Annotated in this window: 21 protein-coding genes and 3 pseudogenes; 15 read left to right on the forward strand and 9 right to left on the reverse strand. The window is 59.6% G+C overall.

Annotation, left to right across the window (positions count from 1 at the left end; all coding sequences use genetic code 11):
• Positions 1 to 624: 624 nt before the first annotated feature.
• Positions 625 to 810, reverse strand: a complete 186-nt coding sequence (locus AC1DW2_RS36135; RefSeq protein ID WP_038936825.1) for a hypothetical protein — start codon at positions 808 to 810, stop codon at positions 625 to 627.
• Between the two features lie 2,442 nt (positions 811 to 3,252).
• Here AC1DW2_RS36135 and AC1DW2_RS36140 point away from each other — a divergent pair.
• Both AC1DW2_RS36140 and AC1DW2_RS36145 read left to right on the forward strand, forming a co-directional pair.
• Positions 3,253 to 3,546 (forward strand): annotated as a pseudogene (locus AC1DW2_RS36140) (cysteine hydrolase family protein); the annotation flags it as partial.
• Positions 3,547 to 3,637: 91 nt separating this feature from the next.
• Positions 3,638 to 4,093: a hypothetical protein gene (locus AC1DW2_RS36145; protein ID WP_063777775.1), complete on the forward strand. Its 456-nt coding sequence runs from the start codon at positions 3,638 to 3,640 to the stop codon at positions 4,091 to 4,093.
• A 4-nt stretch (positions 4,094 to 4,097) separates the two neighbouring features.
• Here AC1DW2_RS36145 and AC1DW2_RS36150 read toward each other — a convergent pair whose 3' ends face one another.
• Both AC1DW2_RS36150 and AC1DW2_RS36155 read right to left on the reverse strand, forming a co-directional pair.
• On the reverse strand, positions 4,098 to 4,322 hold the full coding sequence (locus tag AC1DW2_RS36150; protein WP_039147044.1) for a hypothetical protein: 225 nt from the start codon (positions 4,320 to 4,322) through the stop codon (positions 4,098 to 4,100).
• A gap of 389 nt (positions 4,323 to 4,711) precedes the next feature.
• Positions 4,712 to 4,993, reverse strand: coding sequence for a hypothetical protein (locus tag AC1DW2_RS36155; protein ID WP_148311916.1), 282 nt, complete (start codon positions 4,991 to 4,993; stop codon positions 4,712 to 4,714).
• A gap of 180 nt (positions 4,994 to 5,173) precedes the next feature.
• Here AC1DW2_RS36155 and AC1DW2_RS36160 point away from each other — a divergent pair, with 180 nt between their 5' ends.
• The gene (locus AC1DW2_RS36160; protein WP_374762047.1) at positions 5,174 to 5,341 is read left to right on the forward strand and encodes a hypothetical protein; all 168 of its coding nucleotides are present in this window, start codon (positions 5,174 to 5,176) and stop codon (positions 5,339 to 5,341) included.
• A gap of 160 nt (positions 5,342 to 5,501) precedes the next feature.
• On the opposite strand, the gene AC1DW2_RS36165 is transcribed toward AC1DW2_RS36160, so the two are convergent.
• Together AC1DW2_RS36165 and AC1DW2_RS36170 are read right to left on the reverse strand one after the other, a co-directional pair.
• Positions 5,502 to 6,125 (reverse strand): AMP-binding protein, encoded by a 624-nt coding sequence (locus AC1DW2_RS36165; protein ID WP_208089628.1) that lies wholly within the window; start codon positions 6,123 to 6,125, stop codon positions 5,502 to 5,504.
• 92 nt (positions 6,126 to 6,217) lie between these two features.
• A pseudogene (locus AC1DW2_RS36170) lies at positions 6,218 to 6,445 on the reverse strand (ABC transporter substrate-binding protein); the annotation flags it as partial.
• 14 nt (positions 6,446 to 6,459) lie between these two features.
• Between AC1DW2_RS36170 and AC1DW2_RS36175 the strand changes: the two are divergent.
• Together AC1DW2_RS36175 and AC1DW2_RS36180 are read left to right on the forward strand one after the other, a co-directional pair.
• A pseudogene (locus AC1DW2_RS36175) lies at positions 6,460 to 6,687 on the forward strand (helix-turn-helix domain-containing protein); the annotation flags it as partial.
• A gap of 182 nt (positions 6,688 to 6,869) precedes the next feature.
• Positions 6,870 to 7,046, forward strand: coding sequence for a hypothetical protein (locus AC1DW2_RS36180; RefSeq protein WP_477008367.1), 177 nt, complete (start codon positions 6,870 to 6,872; stop codon positions 7,044 to 7,046).
• A 45-nt stretch (positions 7,047 to 7,091) separates the two neighbouring features.
• On the opposite strand, the gene AC1DW2_RS36185 is transcribed toward AC1DW2_RS36180, so the two are convergent.
• On the reverse strand, positions 7,092 to 7,262 hold the full coding sequence (locus tag AC1DW2_RS36185) for a hypothetical protein (protein WP_166350983.1): 171 nt from the start codon (positions 7,260 to 7,262) through the stop codon (positions 7,092 to 7,094).
• 543 nt (positions 7,263 to 7,805) lie between these two features.
• Between AC1DW2_RS36185 and AC1DW2_RS36190 the strand changes: the two genes are divergently transcribed.
• Positions 7,806 to 8,006: a hypothetical protein gene (locus AC1DW2_RS36190; RefSeq protein ID WP_148311915.1), complete on the forward strand. Its 201-nt coding sequence runs from the start codon at positions 7,806 to 7,808 to the stop codon at positions 8,004 to 8,006.
• Between the two features lie 104 nt (positions 8,007 to 8,110).
• On the opposite strand, the gene AC1DW2_RS36195 is transcribed toward AC1DW2_RS36190, so the two are convergent.
• A complete protein-coding gene (locus tag AC1DW2_RS36195; protein WP_038936820.1) occupies positions 8,111 to 8,626 on the reverse strand; it encodes a phasin family protein in 516 nt (171 codons plus the stop codon).
• A gap of 401 nt (positions 8,627 to 9,027) precedes the next feature.
• On the opposite strand from AC1DW2_RS36195, the gene AC1DW2_RS36200 reads away from it, so the two are divergent.
• Positions 9,028 to 9,255 (forward strand): response regulator, encoded by a 228-nt coding sequence (locus tag AC1DW2_RS36200; protein ID WP_080703857.1) that lies wholly within the window; start codon positions 9,028 to 9,030, stop codon positions 9,253 to 9,255.
• A 41-nt stretch (positions 9,256 to 9,296) separates the two neighbouring features.
• Complete coding sequence (locus AC1DW2_RS36205) at positions 9,297 to 9,593, forward strand: hypothetical protein (RefSeq protein ID WP_477008368.1); 297 nt, start codon at positions 9,297 to 9,299, stop codon at positions 9,591 to 9,593.
• Here AC1DW2_RS36205 and AC1DW2_RS36210 read toward each other — a convergent pair.
• On the reverse strand, positions 9,522 to 12,050 hold the full coding sequence (locus AC1DW2_RS36210; protein WP_208088260.1) for an excinuclease ABC subunit UvrA: 2,529 nt from the start codon (positions 12,048 to 12,050) through the stop codon (positions 9,522 to 9,524). The genes AC1DW2_RS36205 and AC1DW2_RS36210 overlap by 72 nt on opposite strands.
• 189 nt (positions 12,051 to 12,239) lie before the next feature.
• Between AC1DW2_RS36210 and AC1DW2_RS36215 the strand changes: the two genes are divergently transcribed.
• From AC1DW2_RS36215 to AC1DW2_RS36245, 7 genes are all read left to right on the forward strand, one after another.
• On the forward strand, positions 12,240 to 13,265 hold the full coding sequence (locus AC1DW2_RS36215) for an aldo/keto reductase (protein WP_038936817.1): 1,026 nt from the start codon (positions 12,240 to 12,242) through the stop codon (positions 13,263 to 13,265).
• Positions 13,262 to 15,043, forward strand: a complete 1,782-nt coding sequence (locus AC1DW2_RS36220; protein WP_039147039.1) for a thiamine pyrophosphate-requiring protein — start codon at positions 13,262 to 13,264, stop codon at positions 15,041 to 15,043. The genes AC1DW2_RS36215 and AC1DW2_RS36220 overlap by 4 nt, the downstream gene beginning before the upstream one ends.
• A gap of 444 nt (positions 15,044 to 15,487) precedes the next feature.
• Positions 15,488 to 15,808 (forward strand): PepSY domain-containing protein, encoded by a 321-nt coding sequence (locus AC1DW2_RS36225; protein WP_039147037.1) that lies wholly within the window; start codon positions 15,488 to 15,490, stop codon positions 15,806 to 15,808.
• 37 nt (positions 15,809 to 15,845) lie between these two features.
• Positions 15,846 to 16,466, forward strand: coding sequence for a general stress protein (locus tag AC1DW2_RS36230; RefSeq protein ID WP_038936815.1), 621 nt, complete (start codon positions 15,846 to 15,848; stop codon positions 16,464 to 16,466).
• Between the two features lie 73 nt (positions 16,467 to 16,539).
• Positions 16,540 to 17,004 carry a YidB family protein gene (locus tag AC1DW2_RS36235; RefSeq protein WP_038936814.1) on the forward strand — a complete coding sequence of 155 codons (465 nt, stop codon included), beginning with the start codon at positions 16,540 to 16,542 and terminating at the stop codon, positions 17,002 to 17,004.
• 9 nt (positions 17,005 to 17,013) lie between these two features.
• Positions 17,014 to 17,277, forward strand: a complete 264-nt coding sequence (locus AC1DW2_RS36240) for a GlsB/YeaQ/YmgE family stress response membrane protein (protein ID WP_039147035.1) — start codon at positions 17,014 to 17,016, stop codon at positions 17,275 to 17,277.
• Between the two features lie 63 nt (positions 17,278 to 17,340).
• The gene (locus tag AC1DW2_RS36245) at positions 17,341 to 17,619 is read left to right on the forward strand and encodes a hypothetical protein (protein ID WP_477008369.1); all 279 of its coding nucleotides are present in this window, start codon (positions 17,341 to 17,343) and stop codon (positions 17,617 to 17,619) included.
• 396 nt (positions 17,620 to 18,015) lie between these two features.
• On the opposite strand, the gene AC1DW2_RS36250 is transcribed toward AC1DW2_RS36245, so the two are convergent.
• Positions 18,016 to 19,011, reverse strand: a complete 996-nt coding sequence (locus AC1DW2_RS36250) for a L,D-transpeptidase family protein (RefSeq protein ID WP_477008370.1) — start codon at positions 19,009 to 19,011, stop codon at positions 18,016 to 18,018.
• Positions 19,012 to 19,014 lie beyond the last annotated feature (3 nt).

The raw sequence follows: 19,014 nt of genomic DNA on the forward strand, positions 1-19,014 counted from the left end.
GGACTTACGTGCGCTTGCTAGGCCCGGGCGGCCTACTCACTCAATAGATCAGGGTAAAGGACAACCAGCCCGAGAGAAGCGCGCAAAAACCAATTCCCACATAAGGCAATGCAAGGCGCATCGGGTATTCCCTCCGAGTCGCGAAATATGCCGCCAATCTTTGATGGCAGTTGGCCAGCGACAACGAATCTGAAGTTGTATCTTCGGGAGGAAAGAGGCAGCCAACTGCCGCGGCCTTAGTTCATCTTGCGCCTGAGCTTCCGAACGATCTCACGAAGCTCAGCGACATAATCCTCAATGATCCGCCGCGCTTCCTCCAAGCGAGACGGCTTGGGCTCTTTGGGCTCGCTCTGTTCCTCAGGCTTTCCCATGAGGCCCAGCGTGTCTGATGGCGGCCAGCGTCTCTTGATCTAAATCAAATCAGGCCGAGCCGCCAACTGAGGCGGCCTCAAATCGTCAATATTAGCCAAACGATTAGGCCAGCGTTCACGGTGCCTACGGTGACAATGCCTGCCTGAATAAGTCGCTCGGTCATGGCGTTCCCTCGCGAATTTGAGGGAAAATTATGCACCAACTAAAATTAGGCACCAACTAAAAGTGGTGTCCATGCAGATTGTGCCACTTCTAAGTTCCGTCACGGACCTTGCGTTCGAGCATGGCCGTCTCGACCTGATCGGCGAGAACCGTAAGATGGCTGGCCAGCTTCTCGAACAAGTCCCGCTTGGCTTTGTCAGTAGCAAGATCGCTGATGAGCTTGCACTCGGCCGCGTCGGTCCGCAGCTTTTCCAATTGCGCTTGATAGTCCCGCATAGCACGCCCCGCCGCGTACCTCTCCCTCGGCTGAATTTTACCACAGCCTTAGGCGCGCTGTCAGCGCTCACTTTGGCGGCTGCAACCCGGGGGACTTGAGCCATTCGCTTATATGCGAGCCGGTCTCAGCCTGTCTGGCTCTGCGGATAAGGGTTTCGCGCTCAGGACCGCGCGGGAGCTTCTTCGCTTGCTCGCTCAGGCGTTCGGCTTCTGCGGCAAGGCGCTCTTCGAGGGATTGGTTTGCTTGAACCGGCGACGGTGCTTCATGATTGGCCTCGTGCATACGGGTCCTAACCGTAGGGTTTGCAAGCACAATTTAGCCTGTTCCGCGCTGGGCGGCATTAACATGCTTGAAAAGCTAGTTTGGCCGCGACGGTTCGGAGCTCGGCGAGCTCTCCGCCCATCTGGTGGTCTAGGCCGAGGTTGGACGGAGAGCCGCGCGCCGGAGCCCCGTCGCATGACATGCTAGGAACGTGCCATGACAGCTGAATGAAGCTGCTGGCGCGACTCAGTGGATGTTGAACTTAAGAGGACGGCGAAGCTCTACAGCGCGCTCAGCCTGATCCTTCTTGCAGAACTGGTTTTCGGCCTGCTCGAACCTGGCTAGTTCTTTCTGCGCGCGCCTCTAGGAGGCGATTGCGCCGAGCTGCATCGCGCTGTGCGTTTTCCGTCATTGGCCGGATTCCTCAAACTACAAACGGCACCATCCCCAGATAGGCCGGACCACGGCAAAGGTTCGGTGGAAACTGCGAATTTCTGACGGCGGCGCGAGCACGGAAAAAAGCCACTGTGATTACGCCACTTGGCCCGGAAACAGGCCAATGCGAGCCACAAGACAAGGGCCGCTGCCTTGGTACAGCGGCCCTTCTTCCGGGTTTCAAAATTTACGAAATGAAATCTGCCAGCCTCCCCGGTTTTGCCAAGTTTTCCCGAATACCTCTGTTCCGTCAATAACATTTGTGAGGCGCGCCGGAGGAAACGGCTGCGGATAGCGGGGCAGAAGGCGCACGCACCGGGACTTGCCCGACGCGCCACTACCGAAGTTTCCCGGCAGCTGGTCGGCACCTTGTTTCGGGAAGTGACCGGCTCAAAGGAACCGCAACGGTGGCGAATATTTGAGTGGTCGCCGGCTCCCGGCAGAGCTGGCGGAGCGGCCCCGGTCTACCGCCTTGAACCCCTGCAGCCGGGGCCGTTTTCTTCGCCTGTGTGTTGTATCGGAGTACCCTAGACGTCCCGCCTCAGGTCTCTAGCCCGGTGGAGGCCGCCGTGAACGAGCGAATGTTCATCGTGCTAATTATCCTGCTGGGCATGATTGCACCGGCATTGATGGTCCTCGCACTGCTCTATCGCTGACGCGGCCGCGACGGGAGGCCTGGGACAGGAGCCGGGACGCCGGGGCCGCGAGCGCGCGGCTTGTCACGCGCACTGGCAGCACCCTCTGCTTTCGGTGCGTCCGCGCGCTCTCAAATGATACCTTGCCACATTAAATTTTTGGGGTAGCCCGCCCAACACGTCTTCAATAGGAACGCTGGCGTTCGACAGCATTTGAATCACGCTTCGCGCCGGTCCAATTCGTCCCGGAGCGCTTTGCACATCGTGACTGCGCGGCTCCAGCATGCTCGCGACCCTACCGCTGGAGCCRCCTTTTTTGGCGCGGTGAGGGTCACAATCTTCGTTCGCTTTAGGCAGATCGCGACCTGACCGGGGCCCATATGAATAATCCAAACAACAACCCCAATTGCGACAGCGACAAGTGCCGCTACTCCGCGGGAGAGGTCCGGAGCTACCCCAACAGCCATACTCCGCTGACCCTGTGCAGAACGTGCCGGGCTCACGAGAGTGCGCGTAGGAGATACAATACTGGCCGTCTGCAGGTGCAGGAAGAGAGCAGTGAAATGCCTGCAACATCGCCAAAGACGGAGCGATCCTTGTGCCAGCCGATGCCGGCGCCGGGCGCGTACTCGGTCACGAGGACCTGCTGGAAGTTGTGAGACGCAAGGGCCGGCCAAAGCTTCGGCACGGGTGCGGAGCGCCGTCAGGAATTCCGGCATGTCGTCGGTTCTTGTGAGGCCGCCGCCGTTGACATCATAGCGCCGACCAAAAGAAATGGTGCGGCTTTTGCCGGTGAAGCCGCGGAATTCAAATTCTCTGAACGGGAGCTTCTCAATATCAGCCAGAAGCGCACGCTCTTCATCAGCAGAGAGAAACTCCGGCTGATACTTCATACCTTCCGGCAGGAAAACGCCTCCGAAGAGATCGAGGGTTGCGTTACTTTCGGGCACTCGATTCTTTCCGTCCCTTGGAGTTGACGGGCTTGCGGTCGCCCCCGGTCACGCTGCCCCGCTTTCGCTTTTTTGTTCGCCGTCTTGCGGCGATCCTGAGAAAGCGAACGGCTCACATCATCGCCTTCCTTGATACGGCCTCGCATCGCGGCGAACATACTCGCCGTGGACAGGAAGCGATCTTCACGAGCAGCTGCGCGCGGCTCATGTTGATGCGATCATCGTCACCGGCGGCGAGACCGATGTCTGCGTGCTGGCCACCGTGCTCGGCGCCGTCGACTGGGGATACCGCGTCATTCTTGTCACTGACGCACTGTGCAGTTCGGCTGACGAAACGCATGATTCCATGATGAACATCTACATGAACCGCTTCGGGCAGCAGGTGGAATGCCTAACGACCGAAACGCTTCTCGGCAGCTGGCCGGGCAGCGCCAGGGCAAGGCTTGTAAAATGAGTAAATCCTACCTCGTGCAGATTCTCCTGCCGAAAGAGCAGGAGACGGAGAGCCGGTTTCGCAACGCTGGTTCGAGGAATTCCTGGAAGAAATGACCGGAAAATTCGGCGGCGCGACCAGCTTTGTCCGGGCGCCCGGCCAGGGCCTATGGCGCAGCGGCCACGAGACCGAGCGGGACAATATCGCGGTCATCGAAGTCATGGCGGCAAAGCTCGCACCCGAGTTCTGGCGCACCCTGCGCGAGCGGCTGGAACGTGAGCTTTCGCTGGTTTCGGAGAGATGCGTCTGGAATCCGGCCGCCGTGTCGATTATCGCAGCCGCCATGGTGGCGGCGAACTGGAACGCGCGCATCACCGTGTGCGGGTTCGCTCTCTTCATCGCAGCATCCATCGCATGGATCGCCAACGGGATATTTGAGCCGAAGAACTGGCTCATCATCCAGAACGCCGTTCTTCTTGTGATCAACCTGCTGGGCGTATGGCGCTGGCTGCCGCGCGCCGGCAAGGAAGCTGCCGCGTCTCGGCCTGCGGATCGCGCGGCCCGGTAAAGGTTCAGGCCTGCTTCCTGTCTGAAATGGCCCGGCGTGCGAGCGCAGCCTCCCCCGCCTCGGTCAGAGCGCCGATCGACGTCTGCCCTTTCCTCGCGCAGGCGACTATGCTGTCGGCAATCAAGGATCTTAATTCGTGATCAGCCCCGTCCGGTCTGGCGTCGCAGATCCGCTCAAGCGCGGCTTCCATGTTGGCGAGTGTACGGCGATCGAAGCTTTCAAGGATCATGGCGCTTCTCCTATCCCGGCTGAACGAACTCCAAAGCCGGAAGTTCCAAGTTGGGAACCGACGTTGGAAACAAGCGGCATTCCCGATTATTGGACCTGAATGACGCGAAAACTCAGGTTTTTACAGACGTCACAGGGCTTTTTTGATCTCGATCTCCGCGCCGTCGATGGCCGAACCTCACCCAGCTGGCGGTGGCATCGACAAAATTCGAATTGGTAATTTGCGACCGCAAATAGGGTCTTAGCGTGCCGGCGACGCTTCTCGCTGGTGCCGACGATGTAATCGAGTGACGTGAGGCATCGGGTGGCTAGCGGTGTTAATTTGCTCAGCTTGCGTTATGCCACTCATCCTAAGCAGACATACAAATTGCGGTTGCATCGCCGTTGGCCTTATTCTTTGGTATTTGGCTGGCCGGTGGTGGTGTGGTCTTCCACCTTCCCTTCGCTCTTGAGCTTTGCGGCTCTGTCCTCGTTCTTCTTTGCTGACTCTTCCTTATCGCCTGGAGTAGCGCATTGCGAACCGGCCTTGAGATCGCCCCTCACTTGGGCCTCGTCGGCTGAGTTCTGCTGAGATTTATCCTGCTGGAGCTTGTCCTCGCATTGCTCGGCCGATGCCGTGGCGGCGACGCAAGAAAAGGTCATTGCGAAAGCGATTGCGATCGATCGATGCACGGCGGGGTTCCCTGATATTGGCTATTTACGCCGCAGCGAACGAGCCCGGCGCGGGTTCATTGAACTTAGTATCCTTCGCAAGGTTCCGGACGCTGTCGGTTGTCCCCACCATCCCAGTCGCGGGCATGGCGCTCATCCTCGGCATCGACCGGTTCATGAGCGAGGCCCGCGCTGGTCAACGTGATCGGCAATGGCGTGGCGACGATCGTGATCTCGCGGACCGAGGGCAAACTCGATCTGGCCCGACTGAACGCAATCCTCGAAGGCCGAGCGGCAGGCGCCGACGAGGAGGCAGTTCCGACGGATCTGGTCGACGGCACCCCGCTGCCCTCTCGCAATCAGGCTTAGTCCCGTCCGCCTGCCAAGGCGGCATACCACGCCCCGGTTCTGGCACGCGCATTGAAATCGGCGCGCGCAAACGTCGACGTCGCGCTGCAGTCGACGGAGCGGCTGCAACTGGAATATGGCAATGCCCTCTGGCTGCGATGAACTCCGGTAGAGCAATCGCCTAAATGACGATCACCTGGCCGCATGGCTCGGACGAATAGATCAGCTCCATCTGCGCCGCCCGGTTGGTGAGGACGGCGCGTTGATTGATGTAAGCCTTGTCGGTGATCTCRCCGGCCGCCAGCGAGGGCGGTTCGTCAAGGAGCGTGAAGGCGCAGATACGTTCGCTGCTTCCGACACTGGTATTGTAAGTTCGGAGGCATTGTTGGAGAAAAGCGATCACGCCGGGGTCGCAATTCAGGTTGCCATCGGCGTTGGCGGCGTGCTGCCTGGCCATGACCGGATTCAACCAAGTCAGCACAGCGCAGAATTGACGATTTTCGCCGGCAATGACGACGTCCTGCACACCGGGGGTGGCCGCCAGTGCCGCGGCCCGAATATTGCCGACCGCCACCCATGTCCCGTTGGCGAGTTTGAAGTTTTCGGAAACCCGGCCGGTGAAGCGCAGACCACGGCTCGGGTTGGCAGGATCGACGAACGAGATGGTGTCGCCGACCCGGTAGAACCCCTCTTCATCGAAGGCCGCCGACGTCAAATCCGGCCCGCCGAGATAGCCTGGCATCACGTTAGGGCCGCGCACGCGGGCCTCAAAAGTATCGCCGGCGGGGATAAGCTTCAATTCCACCCCGGGCGCCGGAAGTCCCAACTCACCCGGCGTGTGAGTCGCCCAATGCGTGGTGGCGATGGTGGGCGCCGTTCGGTGGTGCCGTACCCTGCCGCTTTCGGCGGACTATAGGCATCGTCCATCGCGATGTAACTTATCTTGCGGCCGTTGATGCCGCCCTGATCGTTGATCGACTGCACGTAGGCCGACACGCCCTTACCGATCAGGCCGATCGACGATGCGGGACCGCAGAACGGGAATATCCCGCCGATGTTGATTTCGGTGGCGCTCACGCCGGACTCATCGGCCGTCAAGGCCGGCTGAGGCGCGCTTCTGCCGATAGCTTCTACAAACGGCTGACACCGCGGGAAGCAACACCATCAATCTAACACAACAGTTCCTGGCCGAGATGCTGGGCGTGCGGCGCACCTCGGTCACAGAGGTCGCAAGAAGAGTACAGAGCACCGGCGCCATCCACTACGCCCGTGGAGAAATCAGCATCCTCGATCGGCAGATTCTGGAACGCTTATCTTGCGAATGCCACACGACGCTGGTGGAGCAACCGAAGAGCTTGAGCAGATAGGTCGAAGCAGTCTCTGGTAACAACGCCTTCCGAGACGGCCTTGCTATGTCTTCTTCCCAACTTTAACGTCTGCCCGGGAAAGAAGTACGAGGCGTTTCGGTGAGCAAGGTCCGCGAGTACATCGATTTTTGGGTTGAGAACAGTTTTCACGCCGCGGAGCAATATTCGACGCCCGGCGCAACGTGCACGATCTCGTGCGCCGCCTCGTCGAGGGGGCAAGCGGTCAAGGTGTCTCTGAGGAAGCCATGATCAACGAAGTTGGCGACCTAACGAAATACATAAGAGACAAGCTTTCCGCCGCTAACGAGGCAGAAAAAGAGACCGGAGCAAATGAGTTCGATCTTCGAAAGATCGGATGACGCCCGCGTCGCCCGGCCTATTTTGCACCTGCGAGTGACCAGCAATTAGCCGGCGGGTTTTTCTTTGTCCTCGTGCGGCTCGCCACGGTTTTCGGCGGTTTGTTCCGAATCCCCGGGCTTCTTTCCGGCCATGTTCCCAGGATTGAAATGGTACTTGCCGTCCGGATTCTCGCCGGGCTGTTTCTCATTTGGATTTTTGGTGTTCTCGTCGGCCATGAGGCTGTTCCTTAGAGGGAGGAACAACATGCAACAGGGCGAGCAATCCCTTGGTTCCTACCAATGGCCTAATTCTCGTTCGCGAGCCTATTTCGGTCGGTATCCGACGTTCCGCACGATCGGCGCGGCACGCCCTGTTGGCTAGCATGAGGGAACACAATGGCGGCGAATATTTGAGTCATCGCTGGCTCGCTGCCACAACCGGCGAGGCCGCAAGATCGGCGTGCATCAGGCGCTACCCTGCTCCGTTGAGTTTGTTGGCCGCGGGGGTTCACTGCCGAGCCAGGAACATCGTTGCATTTGCCAAGTTTTCCCGACGCCCTCGATGCTCGTCGAGGGTAACCTCTAGGCCCCAGCTCATCCCCCATTTGAGCTGGGGCCCTTTTCTTCTAAGACAAGGGACTCAAGGGGAACGACAAGAGCAGGCGAAGATTTGAATCGTCGCTGGCTCGCTGCCAGAGCTGGCGGAGCGGCCCCGGCCTAAACCCCCTTGTTTCCCCGGAGCCGGGGCCGTCTCTCGCCCTTGTCGTATCGGAGTAGCGTATGCGTTCCTCGCCCTCGATCATGCCGGCCGACTGCCTCGACCGCGACATCTATCTGGTGCTTGAAGACTTCGGCCCGCGCGCCGGTTGCGCCTGGCGTGAGACAGATGGGGCTGACACCGACGTCGAGATCATCCTGCAAAATCTCCTGTCTGGCCAGTACGCCTACGCGGAACGAGCGCTAAGACGCGCTACCATTTAGCACGAGTATGCACGCCATGCAGGATCCTAACGCGCGCAAGCGCGGCGGCATCGCCCCATTCGAAATCCGCGTTTGCGTCCATCCTTTGCCGCAGCGGGTACGGCTTACAGTTGTCGTCCCGGCAGAGCCGTCAGCTCTTGGGGGCGCTTGATGCGCCAGAACGGATATGCCGCCAATTCTTTCGAATGCTGCCCGAACATATCGACCCGTCTGCTTGTAAACTCCGTAATGACGCCGAAAAATTCAGTTGGTGACCTGATCGTCGCAAGTCTCAGGCCGAATTCAAAAGCAAATTGCGCGTTGGCCTCGGCTATCTCAAGAAGCCTCGCTTGATACGCCTGCATGTTTGCCGTCGCTAAAGCAAAGCCTTTCGTTGGATCGCTATCCGACATTCTCTGACTGAGGTCGTCTGGTAAGGCATCCACCGGAGGCTCAATGATAGGAACCTCGTGTTTAGGATCATGAAGCTTAGGAGGCGGTTCGATCGAGACTGCCGCAACAGAGCGAAGTAAATTCTCTTTCGGGCTTCTAACAATGTTCTGCTTGTTCCGTTGGGCCCGCATGGCCATTTTCGGATTGCGGGCGCGCTTTGGCGCTGTCGCCGGTTTGCGTTTGTTCATCTGACGCTCCAAGAAAATGGGGGTGCGACCACAACGGTCATTTCTGAGACGACAACAGGCTTTGTGACGTGGCGTTCCAAACCCGTGCATTGTTGGAGTTCCGCATCAACTGAGATCAATCGCACGTTCTGCGATGTCGACGATGATTTTAGGTCGCAACTCCAACCGACAAACGTCTAACTAGCGATGTTCCTGACCTATGCTCAACGGCGTCAGTCTGAGAACAATCAGCCCTCCGCTCGTGTGCTGTCCAAAGACCGCTTTAAGTTGCGGCGACTATACAAGCGTTCATGCCTTGATTTTCGCGAGACTTCCTTGAAGCGAACCTTCGGCCATTGATAGGCCGTATCGCTGGAGCAAGTTGAATGCTCTATCACTAGCAGTAGTACTATCAGTTCGCGGTGGAGGCTTTGCGAGAGGAAGTGTACGAGGTCATCCATGTGGCTGACGGCGAAGAAGCGTTGGCGTGGTACGGGCGGCGGGTCGGCGACGTTCTCATCACGGACGTCAAGCTGCCCGGAGGCATCGACGGATGGCAGATCGCCGAACGTTGCAGAGAGGAGGATCCCAAACGCCCGGTGATCCATGCGACCTGTTTTCCTCCCGTCGCGCCCCGCGCTGGCGGATAGAGGCCGGTTCGGCGACACCAAGCTGATCCGGAAACTCGGCGATGTCCGGCGAATTCGTCGATATGATCGAAGCGAAAATAGCTCAAACATTCAAGAAGCAATACGCGCAACTGGCGCCCGACGAAATCATGATCCTGGCCTTTTTACATAAGCGCCTGGCGGCGTTGAAGGCGGCAGAGGCTAAATGGAATGTCTCGCGACCGGCTACCACGAGCTCGGCGACGCTCACCAATCGAACCCATAACGACGTCCGCGGATTCAGGATGTTAGAGAACGGCTGCGAGATAATTCGCTGTCCGGCTCCGCAATTTCTTCGCGACCTGCGACGGCGTGCCTGAAGCCACTATCCGACCCCCTTCGTCGCCGGCACCGGGCCCGATGTCGATGATCCAGTCGCTGGCGGCAGCCACCGTCATGTCGTGCTCGACCACGACGACCGTGTTGCCCGCCGCGACGAGGCCGTGCAGTTGTCTCATCAGCTTGGTGACGTCCGAGGGATGCAGTCCGGTCGTCGGTTCATCCAATACGTAGAGTGTCTGACCACGCTGCGCCCGTTGCAGCTCGGTGGCGAGCTTGACCCGCTGCGCCTCGCCTCCTGACAGTTCGGTCGCCGACTGGCCGAGCCGGATATACCCGAGCCCGACGTCGCGAAGCACGCCCAGACAACGACGTAGAAAATCCTCACTACTGAAGAACTCGAACGCTTCGTCCACAGTCAACGCCAGCACGTCAGCGATTGATTTGTTCCGGATCTTGACCTCCAACGTTTTGGCGTTGTACCGCGCGCCTTTGCAAGTCGGACAGGGAGCGTAAACGCTCGGCAGGAAGAGAAGCTCGACACAGACGAAGCCTTCCCCTTGGCACGTCTCGCAACGGCCTTTCGCTACATTGAAGGAGAACCTGCCCGCGTCATAGCGCCTTGCACGCGACTGTTTGGTTGAGGCGAATATCTTGCGAACATGATCCAGCAGGCCGGTGTAAGTCGCGAGATTCGATCTCGGCGTACGGCCGATCGGCTTCTGGTCCACGACTACCAATCGCTTGATGTCATCGAGGCCTTCCGCAATCTCGCCACCTAAGGTTTCGACCGGAGTCTCTAGCTTGTCGTCCTCGTCGCCCGCCTCTTTGCGCTGGCCCAGTTCGTCGCCCACGGCATCGACAAGAAACTGACTAATGAGGCTCGACTTGCCGGATCCCGAAATCCCCGTGACGCTCGTAAACACGCCGAGCGGAATTTCCGCGTCTAGCCGATTGAGATTGTTGCGCGTAACACCGCGAAGCTTGAGCCATCCGCGGGGGTTTCGTGGAGGCCTTGCCACCCTCCCGTGCTGGCCACAGAGGTAAGGTCGCGTCCGAGACGCTTCCACGTCTTTCAGTCCTGCCAGGGGACCGCTGTACATAATACGCCCTCCCTGCGCGCCTGCGTCGGGGCCGACGTCGACGATCCAATCGGCGTGCCGCACCACATCGAGCTCGTGTTCGACGACGAAGAGCGAGTTGCCGGCCGACTTCAGGCGGTCGAGAGCGCGCAACAAGGCTTCCGTGTCCGCCGGATGCAGTCCCGCAGAGGGCTCATCCAGGACATAGACCACTCCGAACAGATTAGAGCGGACCTGCGTCGCCAATCGAAGCCGCTGTAGCTCGCCTGGCGACAGCGTCGGCGTGCTGCGTTCGGGCGTCAAATAGCCAAGACCGAGATCAAGTAGCACTTCAAGGCGTGCCGACATGTCCTCCGTTATCCGTTGCACCACGAGAGCCTTCTCAGGATGGCCGACGAATTGATTCCTTTTCTTGTCGAGATGCCCGCCGAGCAACAAGCGGAGCTGGTTCAACGGCAGTCGCGAAACCTCGGCAATGTCCATTCCGGCGAAAGTGACGGACAGCGGCTCGGGTTTAAGCCGCTTCCCCTTGCAGACTGGGCAATTCGAGCTCGACAAGAATTGCGCCACCCGGCGTTTCATCATAGCGCTTTGCGTCGTGGCGAACGTCTGCAGCACGTATTTGCGCGCGCCGGTAAAAGTACCTTGATAGCTCGCCTCCTCCTTCCGCTTCAGAGCCCGCCTCGTCTCGGCAGGCGTATAGCCGGCGTAGACCGGCACGGTCGGCTGCTCGTCAGTAAACAGAATCCAGTCCCGATCTTTCTTCGGCAATTCGCGCCACGGCCTGTCTACGTCGTAGCCGAGGGTAACGAGAATATCGCGCAGGTTCTGGCCTTGCCACGCGCTTGGCCACGCGGCTATGGCCCGCTCGCGGATGGTCAACGTGTCGTCGGGAACGAGCGAACGTTCGTCGACCGCATGGACGCGTCCGATGCCATGACAGTTGGGACAAGCGCCCTCGGGCGTGTTGGGCGAGAACGACTCCGCATATAGCAACGGTTGATGCTGCGGATAGTCGCCGGCGCGCGAGTACAGCATCCGCAGCAGATTGGACAGGGTCGTCACGCTGCCGACTGATGACCTTGTCGTCGGCGAGCCTCGCTGTTGCTGCAAAGCGACCGCGGGGGGAAGCCCCTCGATCGAGGCCACTTCGGGCACTGCCATTTGGTGGAAAAGGCGGCGGGCGTACGGTGAGACCGATTCCAAGTAACGCCGCTGGGCCTCTGCGTACAAGGTCCCGAAGGCGAGCGACGACTTCCCGGATCCGGACACGCCCGTGAACACCACGAGCGCATTTCGGGGTATCTCGAGCGAAACGTCCTTCAGATTGTGCTCGCGGGCTCCGCGGACGCGGACGAAACCGTCGTCTGTATGGATATTCTGCTCGCCCTTATCGCCGATCAGCGACTTGTCCATCGTACGGTTCCTCGCCACTCGCGGAAACGCTGTGGCCGTCTCGAAGAGGAAAGTCTCCGGGAAATGACCGGTTCCGTAACGGTCACCGGCCGTCCCTTAGCGCCGAAAGCCCGAGCTCCTGTGATTTTACATCTAGGAACCGGCTCTCGCGCCCGTCGTTCAATTCCCGACAAATATAGAGGATTTTCTATGAATGACCGCGCGCGACAGATCTTCAAACCGGAATTCCGATTCGGCCTCGGTGGCGTTTCCCTCGGGAACGAGTTCAACAAGCATACCGATAAGGAAGCCGAGGCAACCCTTGAAAGCGCATGGGCGATGGGCGTTCGATATTTCGATGTGGCGCCTTGGTATGGGTTCGGACTCTCCGAGCGTCGCTTCGGTCATTTTCTGCATAACCAGAAGCGCGAAGATTATATGCTCTCGTCGAAGGTCGGGAAGCTTTTCAAGGCGTCAAAGAACAACAAACATGCGGATATTTATCCGCTGTCAGATTCGCCCAATGACATCATTTTTGACTATACGGGGGACGGTGTGCGCCGCTCGATCGAAGACAGCCTGCAGCGCCTCGGCGTCGACAGCCTGGACGTGGCTTTCGTGCACGACATCTCGCCGGATTTCGCCTTCTTTCCGAACGGCTGGGAAGAACAGTACGAAATCGCCCGTAAAGGCGCGTTTCCGGCGCTCTCCAAAATGCGTGACGAGGGCATCATCCGCGCTTGGGGCATCGGCGTGAATACCCCGCTTCCCATCCTCAAAGTCATGGAAGATGCGGATCCTGACGTCTGCCTGTGCGCCCGCCAATACTCGTTGATCGATCACGCAAGTGCGGTGAACGAACTTTTCCCGGTCGTGCGAAAAAAGAACGTTTCGCTCGTCATCGGCTCCTCTCTCAACGCCGGCTTCATCTCAGGAAGTCCACGTTACAATTACGGAAAAGAGAACTTCAAGATTCCCGCAGCTGTCATCGAGAAGCGGGAGAAGCTCAGGACGATCGCCTCTCGGTATGGCGTGGACCTCCGAACTGCCGCACTTCAGTTTTCGGCGGCGGCCGACGTCGCGGTCGCTCTGGTCGTGGGGGCACGGAGCGCTCAACAGATCCAGGAGGACTGGAATTCGCTCCAGGCCAAGATCCCTTCGGATTTCTGGGGTGATCTCAAACAACAAGGCCTCATCGAGAAAAGCGCCTCGCTCCCTGCTGCTTCGGAGGCTTGAGCGTGAAGGTCGGCGATTTTGTGGTCGAACGGCTCCACGCTTGGGGCGTGCGCCGCATCTATGGCTATCCGGGCGACGGCATCAACGGTGTGATCGGCGCGCTGCAGCGCGCCGACAGCATTGAATTCATCCAGGTGCGGCACGAGGAGATGGCCGCCTTCATGGCGGTCGCGCACGCCAAGTTCACAGGTGAATTAGGGGTGTGCTTGTCGACCGGCGGCCCGGGAGCAACTCATCTCATCACGGGATTGTACGATGGTAAACTGGACCATGCTCCCGTTCTTGCTATCTGCGGGCAAGCTGAAGCAACCGTTCGAGGTGCCAGTTACCAGCAGGAACTTAACTTAGACCGGATGTTTGCGGACGTCGCCGGCTTCGTACAGGAAGCCTCGTCCCCTGCCCAGGTGCGGCACCTCCTTGACCGCAGCATCAGGGTCGCTAAGGCCGACAACACACCTTCCGTCATTATTTTGCCGAAAGATATTCAGGACGAGGAATACGAAGAGCCCGCGGTGGCGCACGGATTTACGCGGTCTGGAGTGGGCTATTCCAAACCCAAGATCATTCCAGAGGATGCGGACTTATCCGAGGCGGCCGAGGTCCTGAATGCCGGCAAGAAGGTAGCCATTTTGGTCGGCGCGGGCGCTCGTGGCACCGCTCCTCAACTCATCGAAATGGCGACCTTGCTCGGCGCCGGCATTGCGAAGGCATTGCTGGGCAAGGATGTGTTGCCGGACGACCTGCCGTTCGTTACCGGCGCGATAGGCCTGCTCGGGACCGAGCCAAGCTGGGATCTCATGCAAGGCTGCGATACGCTACTGATGGTCGGCACGGGCTTTCCCTGGTCGGAGTTCTTACCCAAAGACGGGGCCGCACGCGCCGTCCAGATCGACATCAAAGCCTCGATGCTGTCGCTGCGGTATCCGGTCGACGTCAGCCTCCACGGCGATGCCGCAGCAACGCTAAAGGCGCTCCTGCCCCTAATCCAGCGCAAGGAGAACCGGGAATGGGCGAAGACGATCGAGACCAACATAACTGGGTGGTGGAAGAAGCTGGAAGGTCGGGCTAAGGCGGAAGCCAATCCCGTCAATCCGCAGCGCGTCGTTTGGGAAATGTCACCCTTGCTACCTGCTAACGCCATCGTGACCAGTGACAGCGGATCCTGCGCCAACTGGTATGCCCGCGATTTCCGGGTGCAGCAGGGCCAGGTTGCATCGCTTTCGGGAGGCTTGGCGTCGATGGGCGCAGCAGTCCCCTATGCCATCGGGGCCAAGTTCGCCCATCCGGACCGGCCGGTCATCGCACTTGTGGGCGATGGCGCAATGCAAATGAACAACATGGCCGAACTCATCACGGTCCAGAAGTACTGGAAGCGTTGGGCGGATCCGCGATGGATCGTATGTGTATTCAACAATCAGGACCTCAATGAAGTCACTTGGGAGCAGCGGGTCATGGAGGGAAACCCCAGATTCGAGGCTTCGCAGGATATCCCCGACTTTGCCTATGCCAAATTTGGCGAACTGCTCGGGCTCAGGGGGATCTTCGTTGATTCCCCGGGCCGCCTGGCATCCGCATGGCAGGAGGCCCTTTCGAGCGATCGCCCTGTCGTGCTGGAAGTGAAGACAGATTCTGAGGTGGCTCCGCTGCCGCCGCACGTCACGTTCAAGGAGGCCCTCTCCTTTATGTCTGCAATGGCTAAAGGAGACAGAGGCGCTGGCCGTGTCATCGGCGACACCGCAAGACAAGTTGTCGACGGCCTATTCGGCAAGAGAGATTGAATTTGGGGCCCGCGGCGCTTCAACGCGTTGCGACCTCCGCCGACGGCGGGTAGCTTACTTAATTTCCAACTTTGAAGGCGATGCGGTGTTCCGAATCAAAAGACACGGTGCACGCCTGAACACAGCTAAGGGCGGATCACACGTTGCGCTTTGGGATACCGCGCCTGCCGCATCAGCCTCAGCAAATGTACTATAACCCCGCGCTGCGCTTCGTACGAGGTTCGCTATTACTTCTGACAGGGGCGCGTTGGCGCACGTCGCCCTAGGTCCGAGTTGGACCACGTCAGGGCTCTCCTTCTAATAGGTTCAAGTACGCGCCCCGGAGCTCGCTCCCGCTTTCTTGTAGATGCTTTTTTAGATCCTCCATGCAAGCCCTGCGGACCGGGAAAACTTGGAACTTCTCAGTTCAGCGTATGTTGGGCCTTGCCACTACAGGAGGACGATATGAAAAAGACATTTCTTTTGCTGCTGACGGCTGCTTCGCTTCTGGCGGGTCCGTCGTTCGCGCAAAATCCGCCGGCGACCGATCGGCCCAACAACAATGCGGTCAACAGTTCCGGCCAGAACAATTCCAGCAAGCCGGTTGAAGGCGCCAACAGCTTCACCGAGGGCCAGGCCAAGTCGAAGATCGAGGACGCGGGCTACAGTAACGTCACATCCCTGAAGAAGGACGACAACGGCGTTTGGCGCGGAAAGGCCAGCAAAGGCGGTGCCTCGACCAATATCAGTCTGGATTTCCAGGGCAACGTGAACGCGGCCAAGTAACCTGGCGACCACCAGCGAAAATTAGGAGGGATTCAGCATGACGGTTACGATTTCACGTCTCTACGATAACTACTCCGATGCGCAGCGCGCGGTGACGAGCCTGGAGGCCGCGGGCGTGCCGCATTCGGATCTGAGCATCGTCGCGAACAATTCCGACAACTGGTACAGCACCGACAAGAAGGTCGATCGCGATCGCGATGGGGTGGACGATCGGGCGGAAGGCGCAGCCACGGGAGCGGGCGTCGGCGCAGGTCTTGGTGGCGCTGCCGGCTTGCTCGCGGGCCTTGGTTTGTTGGCTATCCCCGGCCTGGGTCCGGTCGTGGCGGCCGGATGGCTCGCATCGACCGCGCTCGGTGCCGTTGCCGGCGGCGCCACAGGCGGGGTCGTTGGGGCGCTGACGCAGGCCGGCGTATCCGATGAGGAAGCACCACTCTACGCCGAAGGTGTGAGGCGCGGCGGTACGCTGGTTTCAGCTCGTGTGCCGGATGCGGATCGGACGCGATACGAAGCGATCTTGAATCAGTCCGCCGTCAACCTGCGCGACCGGAGCGCAGCCTGGCAGAAGGCAGGGTGGAAAAATTATGATCCATCCGCCCAGCCTTATGGCGCGGAGGAGGTCCGGAGAGAGCGCCAGCTCTACGGCACCGGCCTGCGATGAATTACCCGGCGGCCCGCCAAGGCGGGTCGCCCTTTTCTTGCGTACGTTTGCCCATCGAACTCAGGAGCCGAAGATGAGTCGCGGAATGCCATCAATGACCGCCCTCTTGGGTTTGCTCGCAATCGCCGGTTACCAAAATCGGGACAAGCTCGCCGACATGTTTCGCAACGCTACCTCCGGTCAGCCGGCGGGTGCCAAGGATTCCCTGAGCGGTATGCTCGGCAATCTTGGCGGCCTTGTAGGAGGCGGCGGCGTGAGTTCGCTGCTGAACGGCGGGATCGGCGAGTTGCTCGAGCACTTCAAGCAGAACGGACAGGGCGATGCGGCCCAATCCTGGATCAATCAAGGGCCAAACCGGGAAGTCACCCCGCCCGAACTCCAGCAGGCTATCGGTCCGGACGTCCTTCAAAAACTGGAGCAGCAGACCGGCCTGTCGCAGCAGGAGATTCTCGACCGATTGTCTCGCGAGCTGCCGGCAGCGGTGGACAAATACACGCCTGACGGACGTCTTCCGGCTCCATCGGGATCGCAAGGCTAGGGGAGAGATATGAGCATCATCTGGACGATCATCATTGGCTTCGTCGCAGGCGTCATCGCGAAGTTCATCATGCCTGGCGACAACGAGCCCTCCGGCTTCATCCTGACCACGATCCTGGGAATAGTGGGAGCGTTCTTTGCGACCTATCTTGGCCAGTCACTAGGCTGGTATCGGCCTGGAGAAGGCGCAGGGCTGGTGGGGGCGGTCGTGGGCGCTATCATCGTGCTTTTTGTCTACGGTTTTGTGGCCGGTCGCAGTCGACGGGCTATCTAACCGCGGTGACCGGAAATTCTTCGCGTAAACGCGAATATCCGTCCGGCGCGAAAGGCACAGCAGATGAAATGGATGCTCGTTGTCCTGGTAGGAGGCATGACACCGGTCAACACCGACCTGGTCTTCGACAAATTCGCCGATTGCCTTGCCGCCGAGGAGCAGATGCGAAAGCACTACACCGACGCCTTCAAGGTCTGGGACCGATGGGCCGCGGCAAATATCGAGCGACGACGCGAATACTCAAAGATGCGCGACCTCCAGGCCAAACGCCTGCTTAGCAATGGTACGTGCGTTCCTCATGCAGGCGGCGATACCATAGCGCCGCAGCAGCCGAGCAATTGATGCCCTCTCAGCCTCTCAAGCCGCACCCACGCCGCCGCCAAGTCCGAAACCGTGACGTCTGAACGTTTGGAACATAGGGGTCGCAAACGAGTGTTGTAGCTGCCTTGAAAAAGCTCTTCACCGCCGTTGCCGTCGGCGGGCGTAAGCTCCAGCGGCTTAGTGTGCGTCGCGAGGCAACCTGGTAGGGAAGCTAGCGCTCGAACCTTCGGCCGTATCCATTCCACTCCTCCTCCAATGGCTCCTCGATAAACAGCCGGCGCCAACCAGGCTACTCAACGCCAGAACAGGTTCCGGGTTCGATGCTGCGCTTACCTCGATAAACACTCGCCGACCTGACCGACCGGAGTCATTCACGCCAATCGGCGCCGGGGGGCCACGCTCGCGGTGCATTTGCTGTCATCGTGAGCCGTCGACGAAGGCGATCGGAGTGCCCTTCGCGACGCTCGTTGCAACCCGCTCCGCATCCCAGTTGGTCAGACGGACGCAGCCATGGGATTCCGCCTTCGAGACCTTGTCGGGCGACGGTGTGCCATGAATGCCGTATCCTTCAGCGGTGAGGTTGATCCACACCGTTCCAACCGGATTGTTGGGGCCCGGCTTGATGGTGAAAGGTTTTCGGGATTGAACGCCCTTAAAGTGGTAGGCCGGATTGTAGCGATAGGTCGGATTTCGGTCGACCTCGGTCACCTTCAGAGTGCCGGATGGCGACGGCTTCTCCTCGCTCCCGACCGTTGCCGGATAGAAGCCGATAAGCACGTTAGACTTGTCGAACAGCTTCACGGTCTGCCGACTCTTGTCGACCTCGACCCTGTCCGCCCTCGACGGCGCGCCGGCCTCTGCACTGCCAGTATCCACAACGATGATGTCGTCGCCGGGGCGGTCGAAGCGCTGCCCGGGATTGAGCGCCGCCAGCAGTTGCTCGCTCATATGAAATTTCTCGGCCAGTCCTTCTCGCGGACTGGTGAAACCCAGCTTCGGCAGGTCTTTCATTTCCTCCATCTTCGACGGGAGCTTGCTAAGAAAAGGTCCGGCGACATCCTGCTCGGTGATCGTGTAGTTCGCCGTGACCCGCCGATCGTCCGCGCGCAGTGCGTTCCAGACGTCCTCGGTCGGAACGTCCGAGCTCKGCAATTGCCGCGCCTCCGCGAAGGCGCGTAGGGCCTTCTTCGCGTTCTCGCCGAATCTGCCGTCGATCTCACCTGGCGAGAAGTGGGCCCGGTCGAGCAGGACTTGTAACCGAACCCCCGCCGGCGTCGGCTTCTCGTTCGACAAGATCTTCTTCGATGGTTCGGCGGCATCGATAGCAGCCGCGCCCATTTCGGCGCACCGCGCCGCCGGGCCGGCCATCACGGCCAGGAGAACAATGATGTGTTTCACCTTTCGAGGCCACATCAC

Source organism: Bradyrhizobium sp. P3_C3, from assembly GCF_056402655.1.

Bases quoted from the DNA above. Each gene is read 5' to 3' on its own strand.
- AC1DW2_RS36135 (WP_038936825.1), bottom strand. From the start codon at position 810: ATGCGGGACTATCAAGCGCAATTGGAAAAGCTGCGGACCGACGCGGCC.
- AC1DW2_RS36145 (WP_063777775.1), top strand. From the start codon at position 3,638: ATGACCGGAAAATTCGGCGGCGCGACCAGCTTTGTCCGGGCGCCCGGC.
- AC1DW2_RS36150 (WP_039147044.1), bottom strand. From the start codon at position 4,322: ATGATCCTTGAAAGCTTCGATCGCCGTACACTCGCCAACATGGAAGCC.
- AC1DW2_RS36185 (WP_166350983.1), bottom strand. From the start codon at position 7,262: ATGGCCGACGAGAACACCAAAAATCCAAATGAGAAACAGCCCGGCGAG.
- AC1DW2_RS36190 (WP_148311915.1), top strand. From the start codon at position 7,806: ATGCGTTCCTCGCCCTCGATCATGCCGGCCGACTGCCTCGACCGCGAC.
- AC1DW2_RS36195 (WP_038936820.1), bottom strand. From the start codon at position 8,626: ATGAACAAACGCAAACCGGCGACAGCGCCAAAGCGCGCCCGCAATCCG.
- AC1DW2_RS36205 (WP_477008368.1), top strand. From the start codon at position 9,297: ATGTCCGGCGAATTCGTCGATATGATCGAAGCGAAAATAGCTCAAACA.
- AC1DW2_RS36210 (WP_208088260.1), bottom strand. From the start codon at position 12,050: ATGGACAAGTCGCTGATCGGCGATAAGGGCGAGCAGAATATCCATACA.
- AC1DW2_RS36215 (WP_038936817.1), top strand. From the start codon at position 12,240: ATGAATGACCGCGCGCGACAGATCTTCAAACCGGAATTCCGATTCGGC.
- AC1DW2_RS36225 (WP_039147037.1), top strand. From the start codon at position 15,488: ATGAAAAAGACATTTCTTTTGCTGCTGACGGCTGCTTCGCTTCTGGCG.
- AC1DW2_RS36230 (WP_038936815.1), top strand. From the start codon at position 15,846: ATGACGGTTACGATTTCACGTCTCTACGATAACTACTCCGATGCGCAG.
- AC1DW2_RS36235 (WP_038936814.1), top strand. From the start codon at position 16,540: ATGAGTCGCGGAATGCCATCAATGACCGCCCTCTTGGGTTTGCTCGCA.
- AC1DW2_RS36240 (WP_039147035.1), top strand. From the start codon at position 17,014: ATGAGCATCATCTGGACGATCATCATTGGCTTCGTCGCAGGCGTCATC.
- AC1DW2_RS36245 (WP_477008369.1), top strand. From the start codon at position 17,341: ATGAAATGGATGCTCGTTGTCCTGGTAGGAGGCATGACACCGGTCAAC.